The 25327-nt window shown below is 64.9% G+C and carries 26 protein-coding genes; 10 read left to right on the top strand and 16 right to left on the bottom strand.

The window, feature by feature from the left end:
- Positions 1 to 190 precede the first annotated feature (190 nt).
- Positions 191 to 553, bottom strand: coding sequence for a MerR family transcriptional regulator (locus tag CJ179_RS46595; RefSeq protein WP_005250705.1), 363 nt, complete (start codon positions 551 to 553; stop codon positions 191 to 193).
- A gap of 65 nt (positions 554 to 618) precedes the next feature.
- Here CJ179_RS46595 and CJ179_RS46590 point away from each other — a divergent pair, with 65 nt between their 5' ends.
- The 4 genes from CJ179_RS46590 to CJ179_RS51915 all read left to right on the top strand — a co-directional run bounded on the left by CJ179_RS46590 (position 619) and on the right by CJ179_RS51915 (position 4872).
- The gene (locus tag CJ179_RS46590) at positions 619 to 1875 is read left to right on the top strand and encodes an MFS transporter (RefSeq protein ID WP_257016237.1); all 1257 of its coding nucleotides are present in this window, start codon (positions 619 to 621) and stop codon (positions 1873 to 1875) included.
- A gap of 101 nt (positions 1876 to 1976) precedes the next feature.
- The gene (locus CJ179_RS46585; RefSeq protein WP_095865975.1) at positions 1977 to 2972 is read left to right on the top strand and encodes an LLM class flavin-dependent oxidoreductase; all 996 of its coding nucleotides are present in this window, start codon (positions 1977 to 1979) and stop codon (positions 2970 to 2972) included.
- Entirely contained in the window at positions 2969 to 4096 is a 1128-nt protein-coding gene (locus CJ179_RS46580) for an alkene reductase (protein WP_257016236.1), read from the top strand. Before CJ179_RS46585 ends, CJ179_RS46580 begins: the two co-directional genes overlap by 4 nt.
- Before the next feature lie 590 nt (positions 4097 to 4686).
- Complete coding sequence (locus CJ179_RS51915; protein WP_179377913.1) at positions 4687 to 4872, top strand: hypothetical protein; 186 nt, start codon at positions 4687 to 4689, stop codon at positions 4870 to 4872.
- Positions 4873 to 5168: 296 nt separating this feature from the next.
- Here the strand turns inward: CJ179_RS51915 and CJ179_RS46570 are convergent, their stop codons facing one another.
- From CJ179_RS46570 to CJ179_RS46535, 8 genes are all read right to left on the bottom strand, one after another.
- Positions 5169 to 5996: a mycofactocin-coupled SDR family oxidoreductase gene (locus CJ179_RS46570; protein ID WP_095865974.1), complete on the bottom strand. Its 828-nt coding sequence runs from the start codon at positions 5994 to 5996 to the stop codon at positions 5169 to 5171.
- A 27-nt stretch (positions 5997 to 6023) separates the two neighbouring features.
- A complete protein-coding gene (locus CJ179_RS46565; protein WP_095865973.1) occupies positions 6024 to 6860 on the bottom strand; it encodes a mycofactocin-coupled SDR family oxidoreductase in 837 nt (278 codons plus the stop codon).
- A 67-nt stretch (positions 6861 to 6927) separates the two neighbouring features.
- Positions 6928 to 7932 carry an ABC transporter permease gene (locus tag CJ179_RS46560; RefSeq protein ID WP_095865972.1) on the bottom strand — a complete coding sequence of 335 codons (1005 nt, stop codon included), beginning with the start codon at positions 7930 to 7932 and terminating at the stop codon, positions 6928 to 6930.
- Positions 7929 to 9431 carry a sugar ABC transporter ATP-binding protein gene (locus CJ179_RS46555; RefSeq protein WP_257016235.1) on the bottom strand — a complete coding sequence of 501 codons (1503 nt, stop codon included), beginning with the start codon at positions 9429 to 9431 and terminating at the stop codon, positions 7929 to 7931. Before CJ179_RS46555 ends, CJ179_RS46560 begins: the two co-directional genes overlap by 4 nt.
- Before the next feature lie 79 nt (positions 9432 to 9510).
- Positions 9511 to 10581: a substrate-binding domain-containing protein gene (locus CJ179_RS46550; RefSeq protein ID WP_257016234.1), complete on the bottom strand. Its 1071-nt coding sequence runs from the start codon at positions 10579 to 10581 to the stop codon at positions 9511 to 9513.
- Between the two features lie 418 nt (positions 10582 to 10999).
- Entirely contained in the window at positions 11000 to 12061 is a 1062-nt protein-coding gene (locus CJ179_RS46545; protein WP_095866136.1) for a 3,4-dihydroxy-2-butanone-4-phosphate synthase, read from the bottom strand.
- Between the two features lie 91 nt (positions 12062 to 12152).
- The gene (locus CJ179_RS46540) at positions 12153 to 13322 is read right to left on the bottom strand and encodes an LLM class flavin-dependent oxidoreductase (RefSeq protein ID WP_095865969.1); all 1170 of its coding nucleotides are present in this window, start codon (positions 13320 to 13322) and stop codon (positions 12153 to 12155) included.
- A 72-nt stretch (positions 13323 to 13394) separates the two neighbouring features.
- Entirely contained in the window at positions 13395 to 13868 is a 474-nt protein-coding gene (locus tag CJ179_RS46535) for a nuclear transport factor 2 family protein (RefSeq protein WP_095865968.1), read from the bottom strand.
- A 174-nt stretch (positions 13869 to 14042) separates the two neighbouring features.
- Here CJ179_RS46535 and CJ179_RS46530 point away from each other — a divergent pair, with 174 nt between their 5' ends.
- Together CJ179_RS46530 and CJ179_RS46525 are read left to right on the top strand one after the other, a co-directional pair.
- A complete protein-coding gene (locus CJ179_RS46530; RefSeq protein ID WP_095866135.1) occupies positions 14043 to 14588 on the top strand; it encodes a flavin reductase family protein in 546 nt (181 codons plus the stop codon).
- Between the two features lie 12 nt (positions 14589 to 14600).
- Positions 14601 to 14891, top strand: a complete 291-nt coding sequence (locus tag CJ179_RS46525; RefSeq protein ID WP_095865967.1) for a hypothetical protein — start codon at positions 14601 to 14603, stop codon at positions 14889 to 14891.
- Between the two features lie 297 nt (positions 14892 to 15188).
- Here CJ179_RS46525 and CJ179_RS46520 read toward each other — a convergent pair whose 3' ends face one another.
- The 5 genes from CJ179_RS46520 to CJ179_RS46495 all read right to left on the bottom strand — a co-directional run bounded on the left by CJ179_RS46520 (position 15189) and on the right by CJ179_RS46495 (position 21357).
- Complete coding sequence (locus CJ179_RS46520; protein ID WP_257016233.1) at positions 15189 to 16667, bottom strand: MFS transporter; 1479 nt, start codon at positions 16665 to 16667, stop codon at positions 15189 to 15191.
- A gap of 210 nt (positions 16668 to 16877) precedes the next feature.
- Complete coding sequence (locus CJ179_RS46515) at positions 16878 to 18212, bottom strand: FAD-binding protein (protein ID WP_095865965.1); 1335 nt, start codon at positions 18210 to 18212, stop codon at positions 16878 to 16880.
- A gap of 759 nt (positions 18213 to 18971) precedes the next feature.
- The gene (locus tag CJ179_RS46505) at positions 18972 to 19331 is read right to left on the bottom strand and encodes a hypothetical protein (protein ID WP_257016232.1); all 360 of its coding nucleotides are present in this window, start codon (positions 19329 to 19331) and stop codon (positions 18972 to 18974) included.
- A 411-nt stretch (positions 19332 to 19742) separates the two neighbouring features.
- Positions 19743 to 20783 carry an NAD(P)-dependent alcohol dehydrogenase gene (locus CJ179_RS46500; RefSeq protein ID WP_095865963.1) on the bottom strand — a complete coding sequence of 347 codons (1041 nt, stop codon included), beginning with the start codon at positions 20781 to 20783 and terminating at the stop codon, positions 19743 to 19745.
- A gap of 112 nt (positions 20784 to 20895) precedes the next feature.
- Positions 20896 to 21357 carry a MerR family transcriptional regulator gene (locus tag CJ179_RS46495; RefSeq protein WP_095865962.1) on the bottom strand — a complete coding sequence of 154 codons (462 nt, stop codon included), beginning with the start codon at positions 21355 to 21357 and terminating at the stop codon, positions 20896 to 20898.
- Positions 21358 to 21563: 206 nt separating this feature from the next.
- Between CJ179_RS46495 and CJ179_RS46490 the strand changes: the two genes are divergently transcribed.
- Both CJ179_RS46490 and CJ179_RS46485 read left to right on the top strand, forming a co-directional pair.
- The gene (locus CJ179_RS46490; protein WP_095865961.1) at positions 21564 to 22010 is read left to right on the top strand and encodes a hypothetical protein; all 447 of its coding nucleotides are present in this window, start codon (positions 21564 to 21566) and stop codon (positions 22008 to 22010) included.
- Positions 22000 to 22881 carry a zeta toxin family protein gene (locus CJ179_RS46485; protein ID WP_179377912.1) on the top strand — a complete coding sequence of 294 codons (882 nt, stop codon included), beginning with the start codon at positions 22000 to 22002 and terminating at the stop codon, positions 22879 to 22881. The genes CJ179_RS46490 and CJ179_RS46485 overlap by 11 nt, the downstream gene beginning before the upstream one ends.
- 163 nt (positions 22882 to 23044) lie before the next feature.
- On the opposite strand, the gene CJ179_RS46480 is transcribed toward CJ179_RS46485, so the two are convergent.
- Both CJ179_RS46480 and CJ179_RS46470 read right to left on the bottom strand, forming a co-directional pair.
- Positions 23045 to 23335 carry a DUF4193 domain-containing protein gene (locus tag CJ179_RS46480; protein WP_095865960.1) on the bottom strand — a complete coding sequence of 97 codons (291 nt, stop codon included), beginning with the start codon at positions 23333 to 23335 and terminating at the stop codon, positions 23045 to 23047.
- 494 nt (positions 23336 to 23829) lie between these two features.
- Positions 23830 to 24303, bottom strand: a complete 474-nt coding sequence (locus CJ179_RS46470; RefSeq protein WP_257016231.1) for an N-formylglutamate amidohydrolase — start codon at positions 24301 to 24303, stop codon at positions 23830 to 23832.
- Positions 24304 to 24601: 298 nt separating this feature from the next.
- Between CJ179_RS46470 and CJ179_RS51910 the strand changes: the two genes are divergently transcribed.
- Together CJ179_RS51910 and CJ179_RS51905 are read left to right on the top strand one after the other, a co-directional pair.
- On the top strand, positions 24602 to 24751 hold the full coding sequence (locus tag CJ179_RS51910) for a hypothetical protein (RefSeq protein WP_179377911.1): 150 nt from the start codon (positions 24602 to 24604) through the stop codon (positions 24749 to 24751).
- A 219-nt stretch (positions 24752 to 24970) separates the two neighbouring features.
- Complete coding sequence (locus CJ179_RS51905; protein WP_218834942.1) at positions 24971 to 25117, top strand: hypothetical protein; 147 nt, start codon at positions 24971 to 24973, stop codon at positions 25115 to 25117.
- Positions 25118 to 25327 lie beyond the last annotated feature (210 nt).

The raw sequence follows: 25327 nt of genomic DNA, 5'->3' as shown, positions 1-25327 counted from the left end.
TTTGATCAATCCATTGTTGCGGGTCATGTTGTCGACGCTAATCAATGACATTGATGTCAAGGTCAAGCGAATCCGGAGTGAAGCACGTCACCACCCACGCGCGGCGCAAACGCGCAGAACGGAATACGACCGAACTCGGAAACCTGAGATCCACACCCTGTCGGCGGCGGGCGGCCATCCCTCTCGCCTCTCAGGCGGCCGGGCTGGCGACCGTAAGGTAGGCGCGGATGGCGTCCCGATTGCGCGTCAGAGTGTCGATGCGCCGCTCGATCTCGCCGAGCTCGCGGGCGAGATTGGCGGCCAACTCCGCGTCGACCATCGGGCGCAAGGCGGCGCCGGCGCCGAGGAAGCAGGGCACGATCTCGCGAATGACCCCGGTGCTCAGCCCCGCCTGGAGCAGATCGCGAATCTGCTGGACGCGCTGCACTGCGCTCTCGGGGTAATCCCGGTAGCCGTTGGCCAGACGGTCGGGGTGCAGCAAGTCCTGCTGTTCGTAGTAGCGGAGGAGTCGAGTGGCAACTCCGGTGCGATGGGAAAGTTCACCGATCTTCATGGTGATGTGCTTCACTCCGTTTCGGCTTGACCTTGACATCAATGTACAAGTTTAGCGTCAATGGCGTGACCGACGTAATGAACGACTCCTCCAGAACAAAACGGGGCGGCCTCGGCGTCCTGTTCGTGGCCGCTTTCATGACCATCACCACCGAGACCCTGCCCATGGGTCTGCTGCCGCAGATGGGCCAAGGCCTGGGGGCATCAGAGTCGCAGGTCGGACTGTTGGTCGCGATCTACGCCCTCGTGGTCATGCTCGTGACCTTGCCGGTCACCGCGTGGACCGCCAACTGGCCACGCCGTCGACTCTTCCTGGTGATCATGGCGGCCTTCGCCGTGAGCAACCTGTTGATGGCCCTCGCCCCCACCTTTCCCGTGGCCATTATCGGCCGGCTCATCGCGGCGCTGGTGCACGGTGTGCTCTGGTCGATGATGGCTGCTTACGCCACCCAGATGGTCGCTCCCGGCCGCGCCGGCCGCGCCGTCGCCACGGTTTACGCCGGCAACAGTGCAGCCCTGTCCCTGGGCGTCCCCCTGGGTACGGCACTGGGTAACGCCCTGAGCTGGCGAGCGGCCTTCGTCGTCCTGGCGGGGGTGGCGGTCCTCGTGATGGCCGCGGCTCCCGCCCTGTTGCCTCAGGTTCCCGGCACGCGCTCCGCCGACTCGTCGGCCGCCAAGGCATTCAGGATCCCCGGAGTGTTGGCCATCGCCGTCACGACCACCGTGGTCATGCTGGGTCACTTCACGCTCTACACCTATGTCGCTCCCTTCCTGCAGGATGCCGGCATCTCCGAGAGCGCGGTCAGCCCTGTCCTTTTCGCCTTCGGCGTCGCGGGCATCGCCGGGGTGTGGTGCGCCGGAATGCTGGTGGACCGGCGCCCGCGGGGCGCCCTGCTGAGCGCCGTGGGCATCGTGGTTCTGGCCCTGACCGGATTGGGGGCAGTCGGCTGGTTCACTCCTGCGACGATCGCACTGATTGTGCTGTGGGGACTGGCCTACGCGGCACTACCGACCTTCCTGCAGTCCGCCGCACTCAAAGCAGCGCCCGCGGCGCCGGCCGCCGCCTCCGCGCTGTTCATAATCGGCTTCAACCTCGGCATCGGCGGCGGTTCCTTGGTCGGCGGTCAGGTCCTCGATCACATCGGCGTAGCCGCCGTGCCCGGTGCGGCCGCTGCACTCACCGCGGTCGCCTTGCTCATCGCCCTATTCGCTCGCACGTCCGCCTTCCCTCGCCGCCCGACGTCGGCCGTCATCGCCCGCCCCGGCAACGAGGACGAGCCCACCCCTGCTCACCAACTCGCCGAGCTCGGTCAGCACCACTGACCTGCACCACCGTCACCCGCACATATCCAGGCGTGATCACGCATCCTCGCCAATCAATCCATGCATTCCCCGCAGCACGCGAAAGGCAATCTCGCACAGTCATGAACCACCTCCGCGATATCCCGCTCTCCCTTCTCAACCTCGCCCCCATCCGGCACGGCGGCACCGCCACCGAGGCGCTGCACGAGACCATCGAACTTGCCCGCAAGGCAGAGGAGTTCGGCTACCACCGCTACTGGATCGCCGAGCACCACAACATGGCCGCCGTGGCCTCCGCGGCGACCTCCGTCCTGATTGGACAGGTGGCCGCTGCCACCGAGCGGATCAAGGTCGGCTCCGGCGGCATCATGCTCCCCAACCACGCCCCGTACGTCGTCGCCGAACAGTTCGGCACCCTCGCCGCCCTCTACCCAGGACGCATCGACCTCGGTCTGGGACGTGCACCGGGCACCGACCCGTGGACCGCCCAGGCACTGCGCCGCGGTGACGCCACCGCCGAGGACTTTCCGGCCCAGGTGGCCGACGTTCGCCGCTACCTCGCGCCGGGCAAACCCACCCGCCGGGTCCGCGCCATCCCCGGCGAGGGCACCAACGTCCCGCTGTACATCCTCGGGTCCTCCACCTTCGGCGCTGCCCTGGCCGCGAAGGAAGGCCTGCCCTTCGTCTTCGCCTCACACTTCGCTCCCAACCAGCTGTCCGCTGCCCTGGACATCTACCGTGCGAACTTCCGCCCCTCCGAAAACCTGGACAAGCCGCACGCCGTCGTCGGCGTGAACGTCATCGCAGCCGACACCGACCGCAGCGCCGAGCACATCTTCACGACCCTCCAGCGCAAGTTCCTCACCCTGATCCGCGGCGAACTGCAGAACCTGCCACCCGTCGACGACATCGACCAACTGTGGTCCCCGCAAGAAGCCTCAGCTGTCGGGGCCATGCTGCGCGCGTCCTGCGTCGGCTCGCCCGCCACGGTCCGCGAGGGCCTCAACGAGCTGGTCAAGCACACGCAGGCCGACGAACTCATCGTTCTCACCGAGACCTGGGAGTTCAAGGACCGCGTCCGCAGCTACGAACTCCTCGCCGAGCTGAAGACCGCATGACATCCGGCTCCCTCTCGGCGCCCGGCACCGTGAACTCCCCGCTTTTCGACAGCGCAACAGTGGGCGCCCTTACCGTGCCCAATCGCATCGTGATGGCTCCGATGACTCGATCCCGCGCCGCCTCGGATGGCACGCCCAGCGCGTTGATGAGCACCTACTACGCACAGCGCGCCAGCGCCGGACTGATCATCGCCGAGGGCACCCACCCCACCGCGGCCGGCCGCCTCGGACCCGGCGTGCCAGGCCTGCACAGTGACGCCCACCGGCGCGGCTGGTCTCGTGTAGCTGATGCGGTGCACGACGCTGGGGGCCGGATCTTCGTGCAGCTGATGCATGCGGGACGTCTCGCCCACCCCTCCTTCCTGCCTGATGGGGTGTATCCCGTGGCGCCCTCGGCCATCGCCGCCCGGGCGGAGGTGTACACCGCAGACGGCAGGAGACTGGCCGTCCGCCCGCAGCAGCTCACCGGAGCCCAGACCCTGACCATTGTCGAGGACTTCGCCCGCTCAGCCGAGCGGGCGATGGCAGCGGGACTGGATGGTGTCGAGATCCACGCCGCCAACGGCTATCTTCTGCACCAGTTCCTCGCCGAGAACACCAATCTGCGCACCGACAACTGGGGCGGAACCAGCGAGGGCCGCATCCGGCTGACGGTCGACGTCGTACGAGCGGTCGCCGCGGCCATCGGCCCGCATCGAGTGGGGCTGCGGATCTCCCCCGGCAACCGATTCGGTGACGTCATCGATTACGACCCGCACACCACCTACACATCGCTGGTCCAGGAGCTGGCACAGGAGGGGCTGGCCTACCTGCACCTCGTCGAGGCAGGTCACGCCGACCTCGACGACCGCATCCGGGCCCTGTGGCCGAGTGCTCTCGTGGTGTCGCCGACACTCAGCCGGCCTGACGATGTCACGAAGGTCGGTGCGGCAGATGCCTGGCTCCGACGCGGGGCCGACCTGATCGCCTTCGGCCGCGGCTTCCTCGCCAACCCGGATTTCGTGGAGCGTATCCGCCGAGGCGCCCCACTCAATGCCCCGGAACCGATCGGGATCTACGGCGGCGACCATCGCGGATACACGGACTACCCGACCCTGGAACAGGCACACACGGTTCGTACGTGACGCGGCACTGAACACACTTGCGGTGCTCTGCGACTCAGAGCTTGACCGCGCTGGGCGCAGGTGACGATGTCGGAGATGTTGTCACGTCGCTCACCCGGTCTTCCGCGGTCGCGTTGTCGCAGGCAGGGCGGTTGCAGCTTGCGCAGTCGCTGATTTGCGACCGTCACCGAGGCTGAAGATGCCACGCCGCGGGCGAGTGTGCGCCGGTCGGTTCTCGCCGCCGCCGTCGAGGTGGTCGACTCGATGGAGGCTGCGCCGATCTTGGCGCCGATGAGTGAGCCGATCCGCAGCGTCGCGCAATAACGGCGCAGGGCGTGGGAGTTGGTCGGGTTGCCGATCGGCTGGCGACCGGACTACCGATACCTGGTGTTCCAATCGACCGGAACCGGCACGAGATTCACGATGTGGTCCGGCATGCGAACCGGCGACTCGAAGTTGCGGATGATCCGTATGGTGCGGCGAGTTGGTGGCTGCCCGCGACCGAGAATCCTCGGCGGCCGTACCCCGCTCGAGGACTTCGAGGCCGGGGAGCTGACCGAGATCGCGATCGACAGGGTCGTCGACACGGCCCGCCCCGGGCATGTGTGCGGGTGCGCACCGAGGACATGGTCACCGACTACTACGCACCCGGAAAGACCGATCTCGACGAGCTGGCCGAGGACTCGGCCGACGAGCTGAAGGCCCCGAAAGAACCGGTCGCAATCGTCCGTCGTCGACGTCGAGGAGGCGGATACCGCGGAGCCCTTCGAGCTGGCCGTCGCCGACTTGTCCGGTAAGAGTTCACGGTCCGCGTGATCTCGACGCTGAGCTGGGATGGCAGGTGGAACACCCGCAACAGCCGCGACTATTGCGCCGTGGTCGTCGGTGGTTGCTGCTGACGGCGCGAATCCCGCGGCACCGGTGCCAGCTGCGGCCACGATCGCCGTCATGTCTCAGCGGCGTCGATCTCTCTCGCCGCGCCGGTACCAGCGGCGATCCCGGTACCGAACTCAACGATCAGGATTTGTGGCCTCCGTCAGCGATGGATCCCACTCGCTGACGGACAGACGGGCAGCTCGGGTGCCCGCCCGGATTACTTCACATTGGCTCCTGCGTCGACCGGCAGGGAGACCCCGGTGATGTGTCTGGCTTCGTCGCTGGCGAGGAAGAGCAGCGCATTGCTGACATCGATGGGGTCAACCCACGGAACCGGCTGGAGGTTCAGTGCGGTCATCGGCTCGACGACATCATATTTTGACGGTCTCTCCAAGTCCGGTCGGAATAGCTGAAATGCCCAGTCGTTGTCGAGCATCGGGGTATCGACTTGCGTTGGATGCAATGCATTGACTCGGATACCGAACGGAGCTAACTCCGCAGCCATGACCCTCGCTACTCCAACGACGCCATGCTTCGCCGCCGCGTAGTGGCCGATGTTCTGCCATGTTCGGAGCGACGCCATTGAGCTAGTGACGACGATCGATCCGCCGCCTGCCGAGATTAGATGCGGTACGGTCGCTTTGCATGTGTGCCAGACGCCGGTGAGATTGACGTCGATCACGTCCTGCCACTTCTGTTCCGGCAGTTCATGCAGCTTTCCGGTTGAAGAGATTCCTGCGTTTGCTGCCACGATATCGATCTTCCCCAATTCGGTTGCCCCACGGCACGCAGCCTCATTTAGGGCTTCGTAGTCACGCACGTCGCATTCGATTGCGACGACCCTGCGGCCCTGCTTTTCGACAAGCTCGGCTGTCTCCTGCAGGTCCGAAGGTGTCGCCATCGGGAAAGGCACTGAATCAATCTGGCCGCAGATATCAACGGCCACAATGTCTGCGCCCTCCTCGGCGAGGCGCACTGCGTGACTGCGGCCCTGGCCGCGGGCCGCTCCGGTGATGAAAGCGACCTTGCCCTCAACTCTTCCCATTTCACTCCTGTCTTGGTGATGGCTTACTTAGGCGGCACCGTTGGCGTTTTGGCCGGCCGCAACGGAGAGGGTCTCGCCGGTCATGTGTTTCGCACCGTCGGAGACCAGGAACATCAGTGCGTCCGTGATTGCCTGAGGGGGAATCCATGGAACTCCCTGGGGCTGATACCGGGAGAACTCCTCGGCGACGTCGTCGATTGTCGGGGAGTCGAGGTCGGGTCGGAATAGCCCGTACATCGTGCTGTTGTGGATGATCGGTGTGTCGACGCAGCAGGGACAGATGACGTTCACCGTGGTCCCGGTGGTCGCCACCTCGAGGGCGACTGTCTTTGCCAGCCCGATAACCGCCCACTTCGAGGCCGAGTAGTGACTGAATTGCGGGTACCCTCCTTTGCCCGCCATCGACGAGGTGATGATCACCCGTCCCCAGGTCTGATTCAGCAGATGCGGCAGGCCCGCGTGCAGCACGTTGAAGACGCCGTTGAGGTTGATGTCCATGACCACATCCCAGTCGGCGGGATCGATGTGGCGAAATTCGCTGATCGCCATGACGCCGTGATTGATCGCGAGAATATCTAGCGATCCAAAGGTGTCGACGATCCGCTCGACTGCATCGCTGATTGCCTCCCGGTCGCGCACGTCTGCCTTGAGTGCAAGTGCTTTCCCGTCAGCCTCGTTGATGAGCCGCATGGTTTCGTCCATGTCCGCCTGCGAGGAAAGCGGGTACGAGACATTCTTGATGTCTTCGCAGACGTCCAGGATTACGACTGAAGCGCCGGCTCTGGCGAGGGCGAGGGCGTGCGAGCGGCCCTGTCCTCGCGCTCCACCTGTTACGAGGGCAGTTTTGCCTGTTAGATCGACCATTTCCGATCCTCTTTCTTGTGGGTAGGTTGGGGACGATTCGGCAGCACAGATCTGGGCGTGCGGCGAGTTATGACCGCGACTTACTGCGCCTGATCTGCGCTATGGACACGGCGGCCAAGAGCACGGCGCCGTTGAACAGGCTGCTTGTCCAGATCGGCACGCCGAGCAGTTGAAGCCCCTTGGCTCCGGTTGCCAGCAGCGCGATCGCTATCAGCGTCCCAGCCACATTCGCTCGGCCGGGATGAACCTGGGTCGATCCCAGGAAGATCGCGGCAAACGCGGGAAGGAGGTAGGGGGCGCCGGCGGTCAGGGATGCGCTTCCGATCTTGGCGGCGAAGATCACACCGGCGAGTGAGGCGAGGATTGATGAAGCCACGAGCGCGCCGAAGATGTACCGTGCTGTGCGAATGCCATTGAGACGCGATGCCTCCACGTTGCTTCCGACAGCTTGAAGCCGGCGTCCGACTGGCATCTGTTCGGTGACGTACCAGACGATTACTGCCACGACGGCCATGTAGATGACCACGACGGGAATCCCGAAGTACTGGGCCTGACCGAGCGAGAGGAATCCCTGCGGTATTCCGCCGACGATCTGGTTGCCCCCGGAGACGCCGTAGATGACGGCCTCGAGTATTGATGCCATCGCCAGGGTCGCGATGAAGGAGTTCACCTTGAGTATCGCGATGGCGATCCCGTTTGCGGCTCCGACGAGGGCCCCGACAGTCAAAGTGAGCAGGGTAGCCATCGGGACGGATACCCCATGCGATGACTGCAGCCAGGAGACAAGAATGACGGCCAGGCCGAGGCCTTGCGCGACTGAGAGGTCGAAGGCACCTGCGCGGTACGCGACGAGCAGGCCTAGAGAGAGGATCGTCGTGATCGCCTGGTCGGCGACGAGTGTGCGGAAGGTCCGGATCGTGGGGAATGTTTCCGGTAGCAGGACGGAGAACAGAACGATCAGCACGGTGAGCAGGACGAGGCCCGAGTAGCGCTGCAGAACAACGCCGAGCAGCGGTTTCTTGTCCCCTTGAATCTGGGGGTGTGCTGCTGGTTTGGATTCAACGCTCGTCATGCCAGTACCTCGTCCTTCTCCGTGTTTTCGGGCAAGCCCAGCAACTCTTGCTCCACGACCGCGGTGGTCAGTGACGAGCCGGTGAGTGAACGCGTGCAGACCCCGTCCGCGAGAACAAGAACGCGATCACAGAGCTCGACCGCTTCTTGACCGTCCGTTGTGCACACGACGACGGCGATCCCGTCTCGGGCGGCCGCACTCAGTAGCGCGTAGAACTGTGTCTTCGTTCCCACATCGATACCCTGGGTGGGTTCATCGAGAATCAGCATCTTGGGCTTGGTTCGCAGCCATCGTGCAAGAAGGACCTTTTGCTGATTACCGCCGCTCAGGTTGATGGCGAGGTTCTCCGGGTCTGATGGGCGGACTTGCATTTTCCCGATCCAGTCACCCGCGACACGGCTCTCTGCACGCCTGCTGATGTGGCCCAGCCGGGTGATGTCGGCGAGCATGGGCAAAGTCAGGTTCTCGCGAACTGTTGCGTCTGGGATGACCGCGCTGCGCCGCCGGTCCGTCGGCAGGAAGGCTATCCCCGCCCGAGATGCGGTGTGGGGGTTCAAACCCGAGTATGTGCTCCCGTGTACCGTGACAGATCCGTCGATCGGCTCGGTCGCGCCAACGATGAGGCTGGCCACCTCTTCCCGGCCCGAGCCCGTCACACCGACCAGCCCGAGGACTTCGCCTGGGTAGACGTCGAAGTCCAGCGGTTTCAATCTCGTGCCGGTCAGCCGCCGAACCGTGACAGATGGCTCCTGGCTGTTGACCGAGAGATTTGTCGGCTTGTGCGGCACGAGTGGCCGGCCGAGGATGTCCCGGATGAGACTCTCACGCGTCATGGTGGAGGTTCCCGCAGTGGATACGCGGCGACCGCTGCGAAGCACCGTCACTCGATCGCAGGCGGTGAGCAGTTCGTCGAGCCGGTGAGAGACGAACAACGTGGTCACTCCGCGCTCGCGCAATCTCTGTAGGACCGCAAAGAGGCGCTGCACCTCCGTCGGTGGCAGGGCCGCGGTTGGTTCATCGAGAACTAGCAGCCGTAGAGCTGCGCTCGAGTCGTTGATCAGGGCGCGTGATATCGCAACACCGACGCGCTCTGATGGGCTCAGTTTGCTCACATCGGTGTGCGGGTCCAGCTCGTATCCCAGGGCGTGGGTGGCCTCCCTGGTAGCAGCTATTTGCCGCCGCCATCGGATGTTCCCGAATGGGCCGGTTGCGTACCCGGATCCCAATGCGAGGTTCTCCACAACCGAAAGGCCGTCCACGAGCCCGAGATCCTGGTGTACGAAGTGAATTCCGACTCGGTGCGGTGCGGAAGGGTCACCAAAGGGGAGTGGTGCTCCGAGAAAGGTGCCCTCCGCTCCCGGGTCTGGAAAATGGTAGCCCGACAGGATCTTGATCAACGTGGACTTCCCGCACCCGTTCTGTCCAACCAGACCGTGTATCTCACCCACCGTCAGGCTCAGATCCGCGCCGTCGAGCGCGCGGCCGCTGTCGAAAGTCATCGACAGGCTGGAGAGCTCTAACAAATCGTTCACTGGCTTCCCGTTCTGAAAGGCTGAGACCTCGAATGTTCGTGGTTGGTCAGGTAACTGGTAGGTTCCACATCGTCAGGAAGAGCTCCCTGTAGTTGCGCGGGGTGATCCAGGGATCCTCGGTCGGGGCGGTGTCCTTCGTGAGGATCTGGATCCACGGCCATGCCGCTGCGGTCGTATCGTCCGGGCTATCGGCGACCGGCGAGGGGATTGCATCGCCCTTCAGCGCGCGCACCGCGGCATCGACGTAACGCCAGCCCAGTACCTGGTTGGAGACGCCCAGCCATGCCTCATTCTGGTCTCCAGCAGTTAAGCCCGCGATGTTGTCGGCGATCGGGCTGTTGCCAATGAGTTTTACGTCGGTGAACCCCGCCGCGCGTACTGCGGGCAGTACACCCAGCGAGAAGTCACCCGCCGTGAAGACGATGTAGTTGGTGTCGGGGTGCTGTTGCAGTGCGCTGACGACCTTGGATGGAATGGCCGTCCCGATGTCGTTGGCCGTACCGTTGATGTTGGTATTCGAGCACGTATCCGGGCACAGCTCGGCGAGGCGATCCTCGTATCCGACCTGTGGGGGGACGACAATCGGGAAATCCGGAACGTTGACGAAGATGCTGTTCACATTGCCGCCGGACTGCGTGATCGCCCAGTCTGCGAGCAACTGGCCCATGTAGCGCACCATGCTGGCCGGCTCGAAGAGGACCGTCGGTGGAGCCGGGTCGTTGTCTACGGTGCCGGTCGCCGTCTTGGGGTCGGGTTCGTAGATCGCAGAGTTGTCGATGAACGGAATGCCGAGGCGTTTCATTTCCTCACGTTGCTTGACAGTGGCGGACGGCGGGGTACCCGTGCTGAAAATCGCATCCGGATGTAGTTGCACCGCGTTGTCGAAGGCCGACTGGATGCTCTCCGGGGTGCCCTGGTAGGTCAGCGTGGTCACCGTCGCCCCGATGGCGTCGGCTGCAGCGGTCATGCCATCGCGGAACGTAGCGCAGGTCGGCAGTGCACAGCCTACGTAGGCGAATCGGAGGCCCCGACGCGGTGCGCCACTGGTAGATTCGGTGACTCCTACGTTCGTCGCGTCCGCCAGGTGCGTATCGACTTCTGCTTGCGCAATCTGCACGGCGTGGGTATTGACCGAGCCGTCTCCCGCCGCGGAGGAGGTGGAGTCGCACGCTGTGAGTGCGAGCGCAACTCCTAGAACGACTGTGGCACATAGGACCTTCAATGTCGCCTCACTCTGAATTGAATTGGGTTCTGTTGGCGAACGGAGCGCAGGCGTAACCGTGGATCAAGGTTCAACGCTCATGGTGATCCAGCAGATGTTAGCGATGGACAAGTATTAGATTTCGCCTCAACGTGATTGGGGCTCAGTGCAGGGAGGCGGGGCAACGTTTCTGCGCTCCGGCGCTCCTCGCGCTGGCGTGGCGTCTCGGCCGTGTCTCCGGCGTCGCCGTGATTGAGTTCCTGACGTTTCCTTGTATTCGTCTGGTCCTTGCGTGCTGCGCGGATGGCGCGGGAGCGGAGGCGAGGTCCGTCCGCTATCCTCTTGCGTCGGAACTGCAGACGCCGTGAATGGTCCTTCCGTTGCCGGTGATCTGAGGCTTGTCGAGGTCGAAGTGTGCTACCACTGATAGGCAACCGAGACGGCGGAGGATGGTGCGGATCACGCTGTGCGGCTGATGAAGCCTGTCGATCACACGGCAATATTCATCCCCCGGCATCTGGGGAAGTCCGATCAGAATGCGCGGCTCGGCCCGTGAAGATCCTGCGTCAATCAACACTCGATCTGCTGGAATCAGGTGCAAGGGAACGTCCTCTCGACCGGACAGCTCACCAATTACCACATAGAGGTAGTTGTGACCCAGGTCGGTGAATGACTCGAGGGATGTTCTTCCGCTGGGGAGGTCCACCGAGACGTGGAGGCAGGACTGGGGTGGTATCCCGGCGGAGTCGAGGTCACGGAGCCCGACGACAGGAAGTTGGTGGGTGCGGGCGAACTCATGCAGCTCGCTACCTGAGGCGACGTCTGTTGGGTGGGTAGTGCCGACGACGGTGGTGAGCACCGCGGCGGGTGGGAACCCGGCTGCCGCTACCAGATGGACTGCAGCTTCGGGATGCCCGAAATCCGACGTGGGCAGGGCCGCGTCCGTGCGCAGGGGCACCACATGGCCTGGACGGCTGAATGACGCGGGTGACGCGTCCGGGGACGCCAAGAGCCGGATCGTGCGTGCCCGGTCCGCGGCAGAGATGCCGGTGGTGATACCCGTGGCCGCGTCGACGGTGACGCACTGTTCGGCCCCTGGAGCGGCACCCTGTTGAGCCGGAAGCAATAGGGCGTCGCAATGGTCCGACGGTAGGGCGACTTGCAGGAATCCTGATGAGTGACGGATAGCGAAAGCGACATCAGCCGTGCTGACCCGGACCGCAGGAAAGACGATCTCACCGCTGGTCGGCGAGTCGATCCCATCGGTCAGGATGATGGCCTCCCCCCGGGACAGCTGACTGATCGCGGCCATCACTCGTTCTTTCGCGCGGATCTCAGCGAGCGTCGGTGCGACGCTGATGCTCTGCGCGAGCGGATTCTCGTCGGTGATAGTCATGGTGAGATCGTCTTCCTGGTGGTCAGGCCGGGAACTGCTCTGTCTCTCGGGCTGCTGTACACGGCTGGTCACAGCTCGAGAGAATGGAGTGCTAGTTGACCGCTATCGGCTGATGCTGTGCCGCGTATTTCTCGGTGGCAGCGTTGATGGCCGCCATGGTCTCGGCCTTCCACTCGTTACCCCGCACCCACGCATTGTGCTCGCGGATCGGCTTCAGCTGCCCCCGGAACTCGGGAATCACGTGCTCGGCCCAGAGCTTGACGGCATTTCGCTGGCGCTCGTAGTCGGTGAAGTCGGTGAGCGTCATGATGAAACTTCCGAATCCACCGGTCTGGTCGGCAAGTTGCCGGATCTTCTCGATTGCAGTGTCAGGGGTTCCGATCAGCACCGACCCAGACTCGATGGCCTCGTCGATCATTCCCTCGACATCTGGCTTCTCGGAGGCCGGCAGCGGCGAGATATGCGCCAGATAGTTCCAGATCTCCTCGAACCCGTGGGTGCAGTCCTGGCGGGCCTGCTCCTCCGTCTCCGCGATGTGGGTAATCGCCGAGAGCCGCCAGTTCCGACGAGACACCGTCCGCCCGGCCTTCGCCGCCTCGTCCTCGGCGATCTTCCAATGGCCCCGAAGGGCGCCGAAGGCGGCTGGGCTGGTGGCCGCAAGATTGATCATCCCCACACCCAGCCTCCCGGCAGTGACAGGACCGGACGGTGAGGTGACGGCTGCGACAACTACATCCAGCTCCGGCAGGCTGTAGGGGCGGACCTGTAGTTTGGCCTCGCGCAGATCGAACCAATCCGTCTTCTCGGTCACCGTCTCACCCCGAAGGAGCCGAACAATGACCTCCGCGGCCTCGAGCATCATGTCGCGTTGCTTCGTCGGGTCGATACCCAGCATGTAAGCGTCGGAAAGCAGCTGTCCGGGACCGAAGCCCATGATCGCGCGACCGCGAGATAGGTGGTCGAGGGTGACCAGGCGCTCTGCGAGGAGGAATGGGTTGTGGTAGGGCAGCGAGTTGACGGCCGTTCCCAGCTTGATGGTCTTGGTGCGCTGCGCGGCGGCGGCGAGCAGCATTTCGGGCGCGCCGATCGGTTCGTGACCACCGGAGTGGTGCTCGCCGAGCCACGCCTCCTGGAACCCGAGGCTGTCGGCGAGTTCGATGATCTGCAGGTCCCGTTCGTACAGAACTGTGGGGCTCACCCCGATCTTGTGGAAGGGGGCCATGAAGACACCGAACGCGGTCGGGTAGTTGGATTCGGACATGCAACACCTCGGTTTCTCGGTCTAGCGTGACTTTTGTCGTAGCCCAGCGAGCACATATGGTGCTGATGAGCGTTAGGCGCCTGCGGTATGGGCCGATCTGGCGCTTTCGATGGTCGCGGGCTCCACCCGGCCGCCGAGAGCGACAACCAGGGGAATCGGGTCGAAGAACTCGCAGAAATGGGTGATCTTCCCATCCCGGATGGTGAAACGTGTGACGTACTCGTTCCTCAGCTCGACCGGAATGACCATCTTCATGTCGCTCTTGTACTCGGCGATGACCTCCCCGGGATCGGAGTGATACGTCTCGAGCCTGAAGTCGTGCAGCCCCTCGGTCTCGATGAGGGAGGGGATGGTCTCCAGGAAGGCCATCACTTCCTCGATACCCTCCATTCGTCGATTGAATCCCGGTGGTGCGTAACGCATCTCGAAGACGATGTCCTCCGCGAGGAGCTCGCGTTTGACAGCGAAGTCCCAGGTGTTGATTGCGTCGAGATACCTGCGGGCGATGTCGATATTCGACGCTCGCAACTCCTCGTCAGTAGGCACGCGCTCTCCTTTGATAAACTGAACTCACTTCATGCGAAGGTTAGGCTGTGACCCACGTCTCGTCAATAGGTCTCTGCGCTGGAAGTCGTGCACCCGAAACGGTTCTGGTGCGCGGGCGTCTGCGGTAGCCTGAAATGAACCTAGTTCAGTTCGTTCCGAGTGGCGGTGGTGTCGATGTCAGAAATTCAGGCAGCAGGGTCCGATGACGGATTCTTCGGCGGCGACGATCTGTCGCCGCACGTCCTTCGTGGCGCGTACGGCCGGTTTCCATCAGGCGTCGCGGCAGTGTGCGCAGTGATCGACGGCGAGCCGGCCGGTATCGCAGCCAGCTCCTTCGTGTCGGTGTCGCTCGAACCAGCACTGGTGTCCGTGTGCGTCGCCCTCACGTCAACCACATGGCCTCTGCTCCGACGAGCCCCATCTCTGGGTGTCAGTGTGCTGGCCGACGCCCACGCGTCGACCGCACGGGCACTCGCGTCGCAAGTGCCCGATAGATTCGCGGGAATAGATTGGGTTCGCGACAGTTCCGGGGCCGTCTTCATTGCCGGCGCAGCCCTCTGGTTGAACTGTTCAATCTACGAGCAGGTTCGGGCGGGCGATCACGAAATCGCAGTGCTTGCCGTCAACCGCATCAAGATGCACAGTTCGGTATCACCCATCGTGTTCCACGACAGCCAATTCCATCGGATGGCGCGCTCCGGGCCTTACCCGTCGAGCTAGGGAAGGAAGACAATGTACATCGAGGTCACTTCTGACAGTGTTGCAACTCGTGACCTCTTGGATCTCAAGACGTTTCACGTACGAATGAGCTCAGATCGCGAGAAGGCCCACGAATCGCTGGTCAGTGCAAATATCGGCTACATCGACAATGACGCGGTCTTCATCAGGTCTGCCTGGCTCCGTGATCAAGGACCGCGAACTCGCGAGTGGCTTGAGAACTTCGGAGCCATGTTGTCCTACGCAGAGAAGCGCGGGTGGTATGACGGGGAATTCATCGAAGGGCATATAGAACCCAACGAATAGACCAGATCTTGCTTCGAGTGCGCGCGTCACCACGCCCGCTGCCTGGCCGGGCATAGGTTAGCCGTCGTCTCCAACGCGCACGCTGGGCTCGTTGCCGCAATCGGAGCCGCCCTGCCCCTGCTAGGGGCAATTCGTCCATCCGCGATGGCCACCGCCGCTCACGTGACAGGGCGTCGGCCAGGTAATAACGGATTCCGAATCGCGCGTTTTCGTGTGAAAGGACTCTGTACCGGCCGAGGCGACGCGAACAACAGCACATGGGGAATCAGTCGTGTCGAGTGCGCCTGTCGGAATCTATCAGCGGTGGGAAAGTCTCGATATCGGGCGTTCAGCGCACGCGTCGACCCAGATTCGGTCGAGCAGGCACTTCTCCGGATCGGTCAACCGGGTGGATAGATACCGTCGATACTCCGCGACATCGCGGAAATCGAACCGCTCGATCACGCGGTCGGTACCGACCTCAGCCGTCCAGCGGCGCGCGCCGAGACGGCGGCGGGCGCGTGCAAGGTCGCGCCGAAGCGCCCGAAACGATGCGTGCCCGCCGGGCCGTAATCGATAGGTCACAGTCACGCGGACCGGTGCCGACTCCTCCGCCACCGGTGCCAGCGGAATCGCGGTCCGCGTTCCCGCGTCATCGAGAGTGGGGGCGATCGTTTCCGCCGGCACTATCCCATGGACGAGTGCGCCCATGCCCGCGCCAACCATCACAACGGCTGCCGCGGCGAATGCGGCATCGAGGGAGACGATGTCGGCGAGCGCCCCCCACACGAGGGAGCCGACCGCCTGGCAGCCCTGGAAGACCAACAGCATCAAGGCAATCACGCGTGCCCGGATCCACGTCGGAAGCGCATCGTGGGCCGCCATCATCCAGGAGCTCTGGACACCGACCCACGAACCGCCGACGACAACCATGAGCACGGCGACGACAACAACATTCGAGACGGTCGCGACCGCAGCGAGAACAGCAGCATAGGCGAGTGATCCGGCGCAGATGAACGCGTTCTGCGTCATCCGGCGGCGAAGCGGCATCACCGCCACGGTGCCCACGACGGCACCGAACCCGACGAGCCCGAACATCAGGCCGAACTGGCTCGAGGACAGGCCCAACCGCTCGTGCGCGATCACGGGTAGGAGCGCCCATAGGCAACTCGAGGGCACACCGAAGACCGAGAGGCGGTACAACAGCCTCCGGGTCCATGCGGAATTCCGGACGAACCGCGTCGACGCCTCCAGTGCGGGCGCCATCCGTTCAGATGAGCGCGGCATCGCCGTGCCAGCGCGGCGCCGTGACCACAGCGGTATGACCAGCACGGCGAGGACGACTCCCAACGTCAGAAAAAGGGCCTGGGACGTCGTCACGGTCAACAGCGCACCACCGATGATCGGGCCGATCGCGCGGGCGCCGTTGTAGGAGGCACCGTCGAGGATGGCCGCGGTGCCCGCGAGCGGACGGCCCACGATGTGCGGCATGAGTGATTGCCAAGCGATCGTGATAGTCGACAGCCCGGCGCCGACCGCGACGACCGTCGCGAGCATCAGCCATGGGGGCACGTCGTCGATGCTGGCGAGTACGGCGGCGGCTACCGCCGCACCCGCAAGGACAAGCAGCGCTCCGCGCATCAAGACCGGTCCCGCCCCGCGCTCACCCCAGACTCCCATCGGAAGAGCGAGCAGGAGAAAGGGAATCGCCAGCGCCGTCTGGACGGAGGCGATGACCGTCGACGACTCTCCGGACACGGTCAGCGTCCATTGGACCGCAACGACGAATACCCACACGCACACATTTATGACGCACTGGACGGCAACGAGGACCGTGAAGTCCGCGTTGCGCAGCGGATCCCGGAGCGAGGGGTAGCCGCAGCGGGCTGCATCAGTGATTCTCCTTACCCATTAGCTGGTATGACGCACTGGAGGATTGTGTGCCGTGCACCGTGCGGATCGATGTCGACGGCGTCACGCCTTGTCAGTTGTGGCCGGGTACCTGCGTTACGCGGTGACGACCGCACGATCGGCTGCAGCTCGGTCCGCCGCGGCGAGGCCGAATACCAGAGCCGGCGCGATACCGCCGGTGTAGGCGTGGTTGTAGAGTCCGCCGGTATCGGATCCCGCCGCGAACAGACCCTCGATCGTTCCGCCCGCAGCGGCAAGGACGCGGCCGTTCTCGTCGATGCGCACGCCGTGGAACGGGAACGTCAGCGCGGGGCACGCCTCGATCACGTAGTACGGGCCCCTGTCCAAGGGCTCGGCGTCGTAGCTGCGCGGCGGCTGCACCGCGCTTCCTGCCGCATTGATCTCGCGGATCTGCTCGGCGATCGCGGCCCCGTCATAACCCCACTCCTCGGGCAGGTACGCGAAATCGTCGAGACTCTCGGCGAATCCGCACCGCCCGCCGCGGCGTTGCGCGAGGTCGAATTTGTCGATGGCAACGGCACCCTCGACATAGCTGCCGGTGATCCAGTCGCGGTGGACCCGCTCGTCGGCCACCAGTAGCCCGCGGGACTCGGGCTGTTCGAGCAAGGCCATCGTGGTCAAGTGATCGCCGACGGTCTCATCGGTGAACCGGCGGTTGTCGAGATTGAACAGCAGCGCGTGCTCGCTGTAGTACAGCGACAGCGCCACGAAATCGGACGGGTCACGGAAGCGCACCCCGGTGGGAATGAGATGCCCATAGAAACCGGAGCGGTGCTTCCCGGTCGCGGCACCCACGGCCTCGGCCAGCCGCAGTCCGTCACCGGCGCTGATGGGGTTGGAACGGAGCTGCATCGCGCTCGCAGCGGGGTGGATGTGCTTACTCGCCGCCTCGGGATTCGCCTGGAATCCTCCGGTCGCGAGGATCGTGGCCCGGGCCCGGATCTTTCGTTCGGTGCCGTCCGCCAGCCGTATCCGCGCGCCGACGACGGCACCGTCCTCGGTGAGAAGCCCGACAGTGCTGGTGCCGGTGAGCAGTTCGCCGCCGGCGCGGAGGCGCTTGCGGCACTCGTCGATGTACTGGTTGGTGTCTAACTGGTGGCCTGTGCCGTACCGCAGGACCGTCACGGCGTCCGCGCAGTCGACCCCGAGCGAGCGAATCCACTCGATACCCGGAGTGAATCCGTCGACGAGCGCGCGCCGCAATGCGGGGTCGCCGTTGGGGTTGACCTCGTCCATGACCTCGTGCGATGACGCTGTCCATGCGTACCCGGCGAACTGGGCAGACCCGCCGACCGTGGCGGACTTCTCGACGACGATCACCGAGCCACTCCGGCTCAGGGTGCGGGCAGCCGCGGTCAGTCCAGCCATTCCCGCGCCGATGACGAGTACGTCGGTGTCGATTCCTGGCATATCGTGCCCCTCCGTTGTGCGGCCGTAGTGTCCGTCGTCACATTAGTCCTCTAACTGAAGTCAGTTCAAGTATAGAATTCGTATGGGCCGCGGTTCCACCGCCGCGCCAGAGCCCGCCCGCCCCGCCCGAGTCCGGGTCCCAGGGTACTGCGCGCTGGCCAGCCGGTCTGGTGTGCGGGGCAGACCCGGTTGTGGCTGGGCGAGCACGGGTTTCCGCCGGGGCGGGCGTTGCTGTGCCGGCTTCATGGCGATCATCGTGCGGCGGTCGAGGTCAAGTCCGGTCATTGGCGGGCTGTGGGGCGGTGGTTGTCGGTGTTCGTCGACGACGAATCGGGGACCGTGGACGCATTGGCGGTCCGGCGGGGTGCGGGCGCACTTGTTCGACGATTTGTCCGCCGGGTGAGGGTGCTGCGAGCCACACTGACCGCGGGAACAGGCGTCACGGACGCTCGGTCGTGGGGTGCACCTACCACGGGGCCACAATCGCCGTGGTGCGCCGCCGCGGCGGGGCATCGTGGCGGACTGCAGTGGTCGCTGCGCACCGCCGGCAGCGTCGCCGACCTGAGAGTGCGTATGAAGCTTGTCGCACGCCCCCTGGGTATATCGGTTTCTGCAATGGCCCGGGAGGTCGGCCGAAGCGACACCCGACCCTTTGGGATCGAGAAGCGCTGCGCCACTTGGTTCGCCGCCTGACGCGGACGACCTCGGTGCGCTTCGCGGACCGGTGCGAGCCGGGACAGCGGTCACAGATGGCGTGTATCAATCCACGTGTCGACCGGGAATGTTGCGGCCACGCCCGTGGTCACAGCTGCGCAGCGAGGGGAACAGGGCAATCGCGGAAACGATGATCCCCGCGACGTCGGCGACGACGCCCAGCAGGGCACGCAAGTATGCGGCCTCGTCGTCGGCCACCGTGGACCGCGATGTCGCGATGGCGCCGCAGGCAATCGCGGCCACTGCTAGGACGAGTCCGATCACCCAGAACGAGCAACGGAGAGCCCTCAGGGCGATCGACACGGCAGGCAATCGCGAAGAATGCCGGTGCGCTATATCGTCGCTGTCGGCGGAGGAACACACGCAGCGGTCGGCACGTGTGCTGCGGGGGACGGCGGCGGTCATGATCATCCTTCGGACGGTTGATGAGTCGGGTCGGCGGACCGAAGTGGGGTTGCCGGACAACCGAGGCGCGCCCTTTTCGCGGGTGACGTCTGTCGGTGCACAGATGGAGTGGTCCGCCGAGGACCGGTCCTTTCACCTCAATGGATGTGTTCGTCATCGGACCGGGCGGTGGTGTAGGCCATCTGGGAGCTTTGCACCGAAAATGTTGCCGTCCCACGATGCCAACCGCCGCCGAACTAGCCCAAGCGGTGACCCGACGGCAGGTCATGACCGAACACCCCCGGCCGAGTAGCGCTCCTGTGCACAGTCATTCCGGTTCTGGATCTGTGCGGACCTCGAGCGGCGAGGTGGGTTGTGGTGTGTGGGTGAACGCCCGCCGGTACCTGTGTGCGGCGGGCGTTCGTGGTGGGGTCAGTGCAGGGTGGCGGTGTCGATGACGAACCGGTATCGGACGTCGGAGGCGAGGACCCGCTCGTAGGCCTGGTTGATCCGGTCGGCGGGGATCACTTCGACTTCGGATCCGATGCGGTGGGTGGCGCAGAAGTCGAGCATTTCCTGGGTTAGTGCGATGCCGCCGATCATCGATCCGGCGAAGTTGCGGCGGCCGCCGATTAGTGACATCACGTTGAGGCTGAGTGGTTCGGCGGGGGCGCCGACGTTGACGAGGGTGCCGTCGACGGCGAGCAGGCCCAGGTAGGCGTTGAGGTCGATGCTGGCGCTGACGGTGTTGACGATGAGGTCGAACCGGCCGGCGAGCTGTTCGAAGGTGGTGGGGTCGGAGGTGGCGTGGTAGGCGTCGGCGCCGAGGCGGAGCCCGTCCTCTTGCTTCTTCAGCGTTTGGGAGAGCACGGTGACCTCGGCGCCGAGGGCGTGGGCGATCTTGACGGCCATGTGCCCGAGGCCGCCGAGGCCGACGATGGCGACCTTCTTGCCGGGGCCGGCGCCCCAGCGGCGCAGCGGGGTGTAGGTGGTGATGCCGGCGCACAGCAGGGGAGCTGCGGCGGCCGGGTCCAGGCTCTGCGGGACGGACAGGACGTAGTCGGCGTCGACGACGACGTGGGTGGAGTAGCCGCCCTGGGTGGTGGTGCCGTCGCGGTCGACGCCGGCGTAGGTGGGGACCATGCCGTGGGCGCAGTACTGCTCGTCGCCGCCCAGGCATTGGGTGCAGTGACCGCAGGAGTTGACGAGGCAGCCGACGCCGACGCGGTCACCGACCTGGTGGCGGGTGACGCCGGCGCCGACCTCGGCGACGGTGCCGACGATTTCGTGGCCGGGGACGACCGGGAAGGGTTGCGGGCCCCAGTCGCCGTTGACGGTGTGGATGTCGGAGTGGCAGATGCCGGCGTACTGGATTTCGATGAGGACGTCGTGGGGGCCGACGTCGCGGCGCTCGATGGTCGTGGGGGCCAGCGGCTGGCCGGCTTCGGGTGCGGCGTACGCGTTGACGCGCATGGCAGTACTTCCTTACTTCTGTGGTGGTCACAGTGGTGGTGGGCAGGGCAGGGCTGAGTGACCGGTGCCGCCTCGATTGCGGGGCGCGTACCGGGGGTGTGGTGGGTGGGGGTTAGCGCTTCTTGGTGTGGTGGAGTTCGTCGGCGAGTGCGCTCGCCTCGGCCGCGAGGAGCGCGGCCCGAGGTTCGTCGCCGGCGTCGATCGCGCGCCAGTAGTCGATCTTGAGGTCGACGTAGCGTTGACGGAGTGCGACCTGCTGGGCCTCGAGGGCGAGTTGCTGCCGGCGCTCGGTCAGCAACGCGATCTGCGCGGAGGCGGCCGTGGGTCCGAGTTGTCCGTTGGCGACGTACTCCTTCATGTCGTTGACCGACATCCCGGTCGCTGCCAGGCACGCGATGGCCAACAGCTGACCCAGGTCGTCCTCGTCGTAGACCCGGTGCTTACTGATTTCCCCGCGGCTGACCGGTGCGATCACCCCGACCGACTCGTAGTAGCGCAGCGTGCTGGCCGGAAGTCCGGTCAGGGCGGCCGCGTCCTTGATCGTGTAGACGTGTCGGGTGGTTCGTGCACTCACACCATCGACGCTAAGAACTTCAAGTACTTGAAGTCAAAGGTCAGGTGAGTCACACCCGTGGTCCCCGGGCCCGGCGGATCAGTGGGCTTGCGGGGGATTGGCGTACTCGATAGGCCCCTCCACTTCCCGCCGGCGTGACCTTCCCATCGGGTAGCCCTCGTAGCAGTGATACAATTTTGTATAACTGCAGTTGGAGGTGGTGTGCGATGGCGTTGACGGATGTGGAGCGCGACCTGCGGGCGATCCCGGCGGAGAAGGAACTGCTGCAGATCAAGTTGCTGCGTGCGGTGGCGCACGCGACGGACAATCAGGTGCCGCAGCGGGTGATCGCGAAGAACCTGGCCGTCACCCAGCCGGAGGTCAGCCGGATCGTGAAGAAGCTGCGGCTGAACCCTTCGGCCCGCGACCGGTCCCCGCGGGAGGTGCTGCTCGAGCATGCGGCGAAGCGGATCGACCACGACCGGATGATGACCGAACTGATTGCCTGGGACTACACCTTCGGGCACGTCCCGGGCGACGACCCGCTCGGGGAGAGCTACGTGCGGGGCACGTGGGATCAGATCGAACGCTCCCGCGACCTACTGAGTGACGACGACTACCGGGTGTTGCTCGCGGCCACGGCCGACAGGCGTGCGCAGGCGAATGCACTCTGACCCCGCCGCTGTTGCCGCCGACCTCGAGGCCTGGTGCCGGCCCGGCGGGATCCTCGACAAGGACGGCCCCTCCGCCTCCATCCACCTGTTCGACCCGGTCGCCCGTCGCCGAACACGGGACGCGATCGTCGACGCCTACCTGGCCGAGCAAACCGACGTCGGTGTCGGCCGTCAGTTCCTGGCTTTGGCAACCGCCGGCCCACCCGGGGTGGGCAAGTCATCGAGCATCGACCGCCGGCACCTCGCCGGGCGGGGATGGCGGGTGCTCGATGCCGACAGGCTCAAGGACTACCTGCTGCGGGACACGCTTGAGCAGGGCATCTACACCGACCTGCTGAGCATCGAACTGGCCGACGGGCACCGGCTGATGCCGCGTGAACTCGCCACCCTGGTGCACACCGAGTCGACGAAGATCCTCGACGTCATCACCGAGATCTGCCTGTCCCGCGGGGAGAACCTGGTCCTCGAGGGCACGTTCAGCTGGCCCGGCCTCGGTCCGCGGCTCATGCGCGACCTCGCCTACGCGGACTATGAGAAGTTCACCATCCTCGATGTCGAAGCACCTCAACACATCACCCGGGCCCGCGCTCTGACCCGGTGGTGGCGGGGCCGGCAGGAAGCGCTGCGTGGCGGTGACGGGTTCGGTGGCCGATTCACCCCGGGGTTCGTCATCGACGCCCTCTACGCCGATAATTCCGCGGAGACGGTGTGCGCCCGCAACGCGCGGGCCGCGTTCGATCACCCACTGTCCGCGGAGATCCCGACCGTCGAGCTGCTCGTCGAGCACGCCGATGGTGGAGACGAGACGTGGGTGAAGGAGAACGGCGTCGTGGTCTACCCGCAGATTCCGGCCGACCGACCCGAGCCCTGACCCTTCCGTCCGTGCCACGTGCCACCCGCCAGGATCTGAATCCGCAACGCCTCGGCCGCGAGCCCACGAGCGACGTGAAAGGCTTCTCAGCGAGGACGATGACGACCGAATCCGGGAAACCCGGGACCCCGGAGATGCGAGGCAATCCGATTGATCGACGTCCTCAGGCGCAGTCCCGGCAGAGCAACTGCTGATGTTCGGCGAGGCGGCTGCGATGGTGGACCAGAAAGCAACTGGTGCAGGTGAATTCGTCAGACTGCTTGGGGATGACGCGGACGGTGAATTCTTCACCGGACAGGTCGGCGCCGGGTAGTTCGAAGGACTCGGCGGTGTCGGCGTCCTCGACGTCCACGGCGGGGGACTGGGTGTCTTTCCGGCTGGCGGTCAGCTGTTCGAGGGACGTGTCCGACTCGTCGGATTCGGTGACTCGTGGTGCGTCGTAGTCGGTGGCCATGACTGATCTTTCCTCATGCTCTGGGTGGTCGGATCCGCCAGACTAGAGGGTGCGGTGGCGCGTCACGCTGTCGGGGGCATCGTGTGCTGCGACTTCAACCTCTTGGGGCGGAGTATGCGATGCGGGTGATCGTCACCGACGAACTCGACAGCTATCAGGTCGCCCGCCGCGAGCTGATCGCATCGGTCGAGTATCGCCGCTCGAAGTACTTGAATAATCGGGTCGAGAACTCGCACCACCCACCATGCAGCGAGGACGGGCGACGAAACGGTTCACCGACCGCGACACCCGCGGCCACGGTCACCGACCTCACCAGACGATCAGCACCCGCGCTCACGCGTACCGCGATCTCCGGAGGCTGTGACAGGAGGTTCGCCTCGTCACCGTCGTAATACCTGGCCGTGCTTCGGCAGCCGCGTCCGCTGGGGTACTGGGGGACATGTCGTCATGGCAGGTCAAGAGCCGATTCGGCTGTGCCGCAGCGTCGGCGATTATCAGGCCGTCGTGGGAACGGTGATCTGCTCTCTGCCGTCGATGGCCGAGAGCAGATAGTGCGGGCAGGGGACCACCTGTCGAGGCACGGGAATCGCCTGATGGTCGGTGCCGAGGCGGAACTCGCGCGAGCAAGCGTTGGCTGTTGCACCGTGCATCACCCGTGGGCGGGACTGTCCATAGAGGCGGTATGCGAGCTGCCCATCTCGGTGGCCGCCGGTGTCCGGGTCGACGGCTCCAAGGAAGTATCCATGCGAGGCGCCGGCGGTCGAGAGGATCGCGCGCGCCCACTCGGCGGGCTCGGTGGGCGGCAGATACCGTGGCCGACCCATTTCGGCGTCGACGGTGTGCACGAGGACCGTGACCGCGAGCCCGGCCACGGCAGGGAGCCACTGCTCTGCCACGGCATCGAACGCCGCGATGGACGTGTGAATCTGCAGCTCGAAGTCCGTTCCGGTGCGCGTCACCACCGCCATTGTGTGCGGATCCGCGGAGATGTCGGCGGGGGGCCAGAGACGGCAGCGTCTCGTCGAGGGCTGGGGTTTCCGGTGCTTGCGGACATGGGACAAAGGGTGCGGGGCGTGGCACCCCGGCCGACAGGCGACAAGGGGTCGCACCGCCTACGACCGGACCGGCTGAATGGTCCGTTTACCAGCGGAGACGACATGTCCCCCTGAAGGAAGTATTCGCACGCGTGCCACACCGCCAGCCTTCGTCTCGACGCCGCCGGGCAGCACAGTTCGGATCACCGTCCCTCCAGGGCAGGATGAGACCGTGAGCGACCGAACCGCAGCAGACCTCGAGCGTGAACTCGCCATCCTCGCCTACGTACGCGACCGTCTCCGGGCTTCGGAGGGCGATGACTTCCGTATCCCGTCCACCGCCGTCGATCAGGTTCTCGATGAGCTCAACAGTCTCGAATGATGGCAATGGGATCCGAACTGATTCCAATCCGTGCCGAGTCCGGGCATCGGGCACGGAAGTTTCGGGTCGGCCGTAGCGGGGGCCGGTTGCTGCCCCCACGATGGAGTATCAGAGGTCTGGCATGAATTCGCACCGGCGACGGCAGGTTCTGTGCCACACCAGTTGACGCAGGAAAGGGCTCGGCCCCGCCCCGGGGGGCCGGCACACACCATGACCGCTTTGACTGGCAGAGCGAACAGCCCGATCGATACGGCGACGACGACGGTGGAGGTGACCGGCGCCCGGCCGGGAACGGTCGATCTGTTCGTCTTCCAGCTCGGGCCCGATTTGAAGGTGCGGACGGATGCCGATTGGGTGTTCTTTTGACAACCTCACCACTGCCATAACGCAGTGTCCATAACCCGCAATGGGATCGTAGATCCGTTGGGAAAGTGGGGTATTAGGTGTTGCTTCCGCTCGGGCTCCTCGCGGCCGCGATGGCGGGCTCGAACACTTTCCCACCGTTATTCTGTGCTGGGCTGCGTTTCGCGTCATGGCAGTCGCGAGGCCGTGCATGCCCGAGGGTTCCGCCGCGTT

The sequence above is a fragment of the Rhodococcus sp. ACS1 genome, from assembly GCF_002300155.1.
In the GTDB taxonomy this organism is placed as follows: domain Bacteria; phylum Actinomycetota; class Actinomycetes; order Mycobacteriales; family Mycobacteriaceae; genus Rhodococcus_F; species Rhodococcus_F koreensis.
The sequence above is the reverse complement of the archived record's forward strand: the minus strand, read 5'-3'. Positions and strand labels throughout refer to the sequence as shown.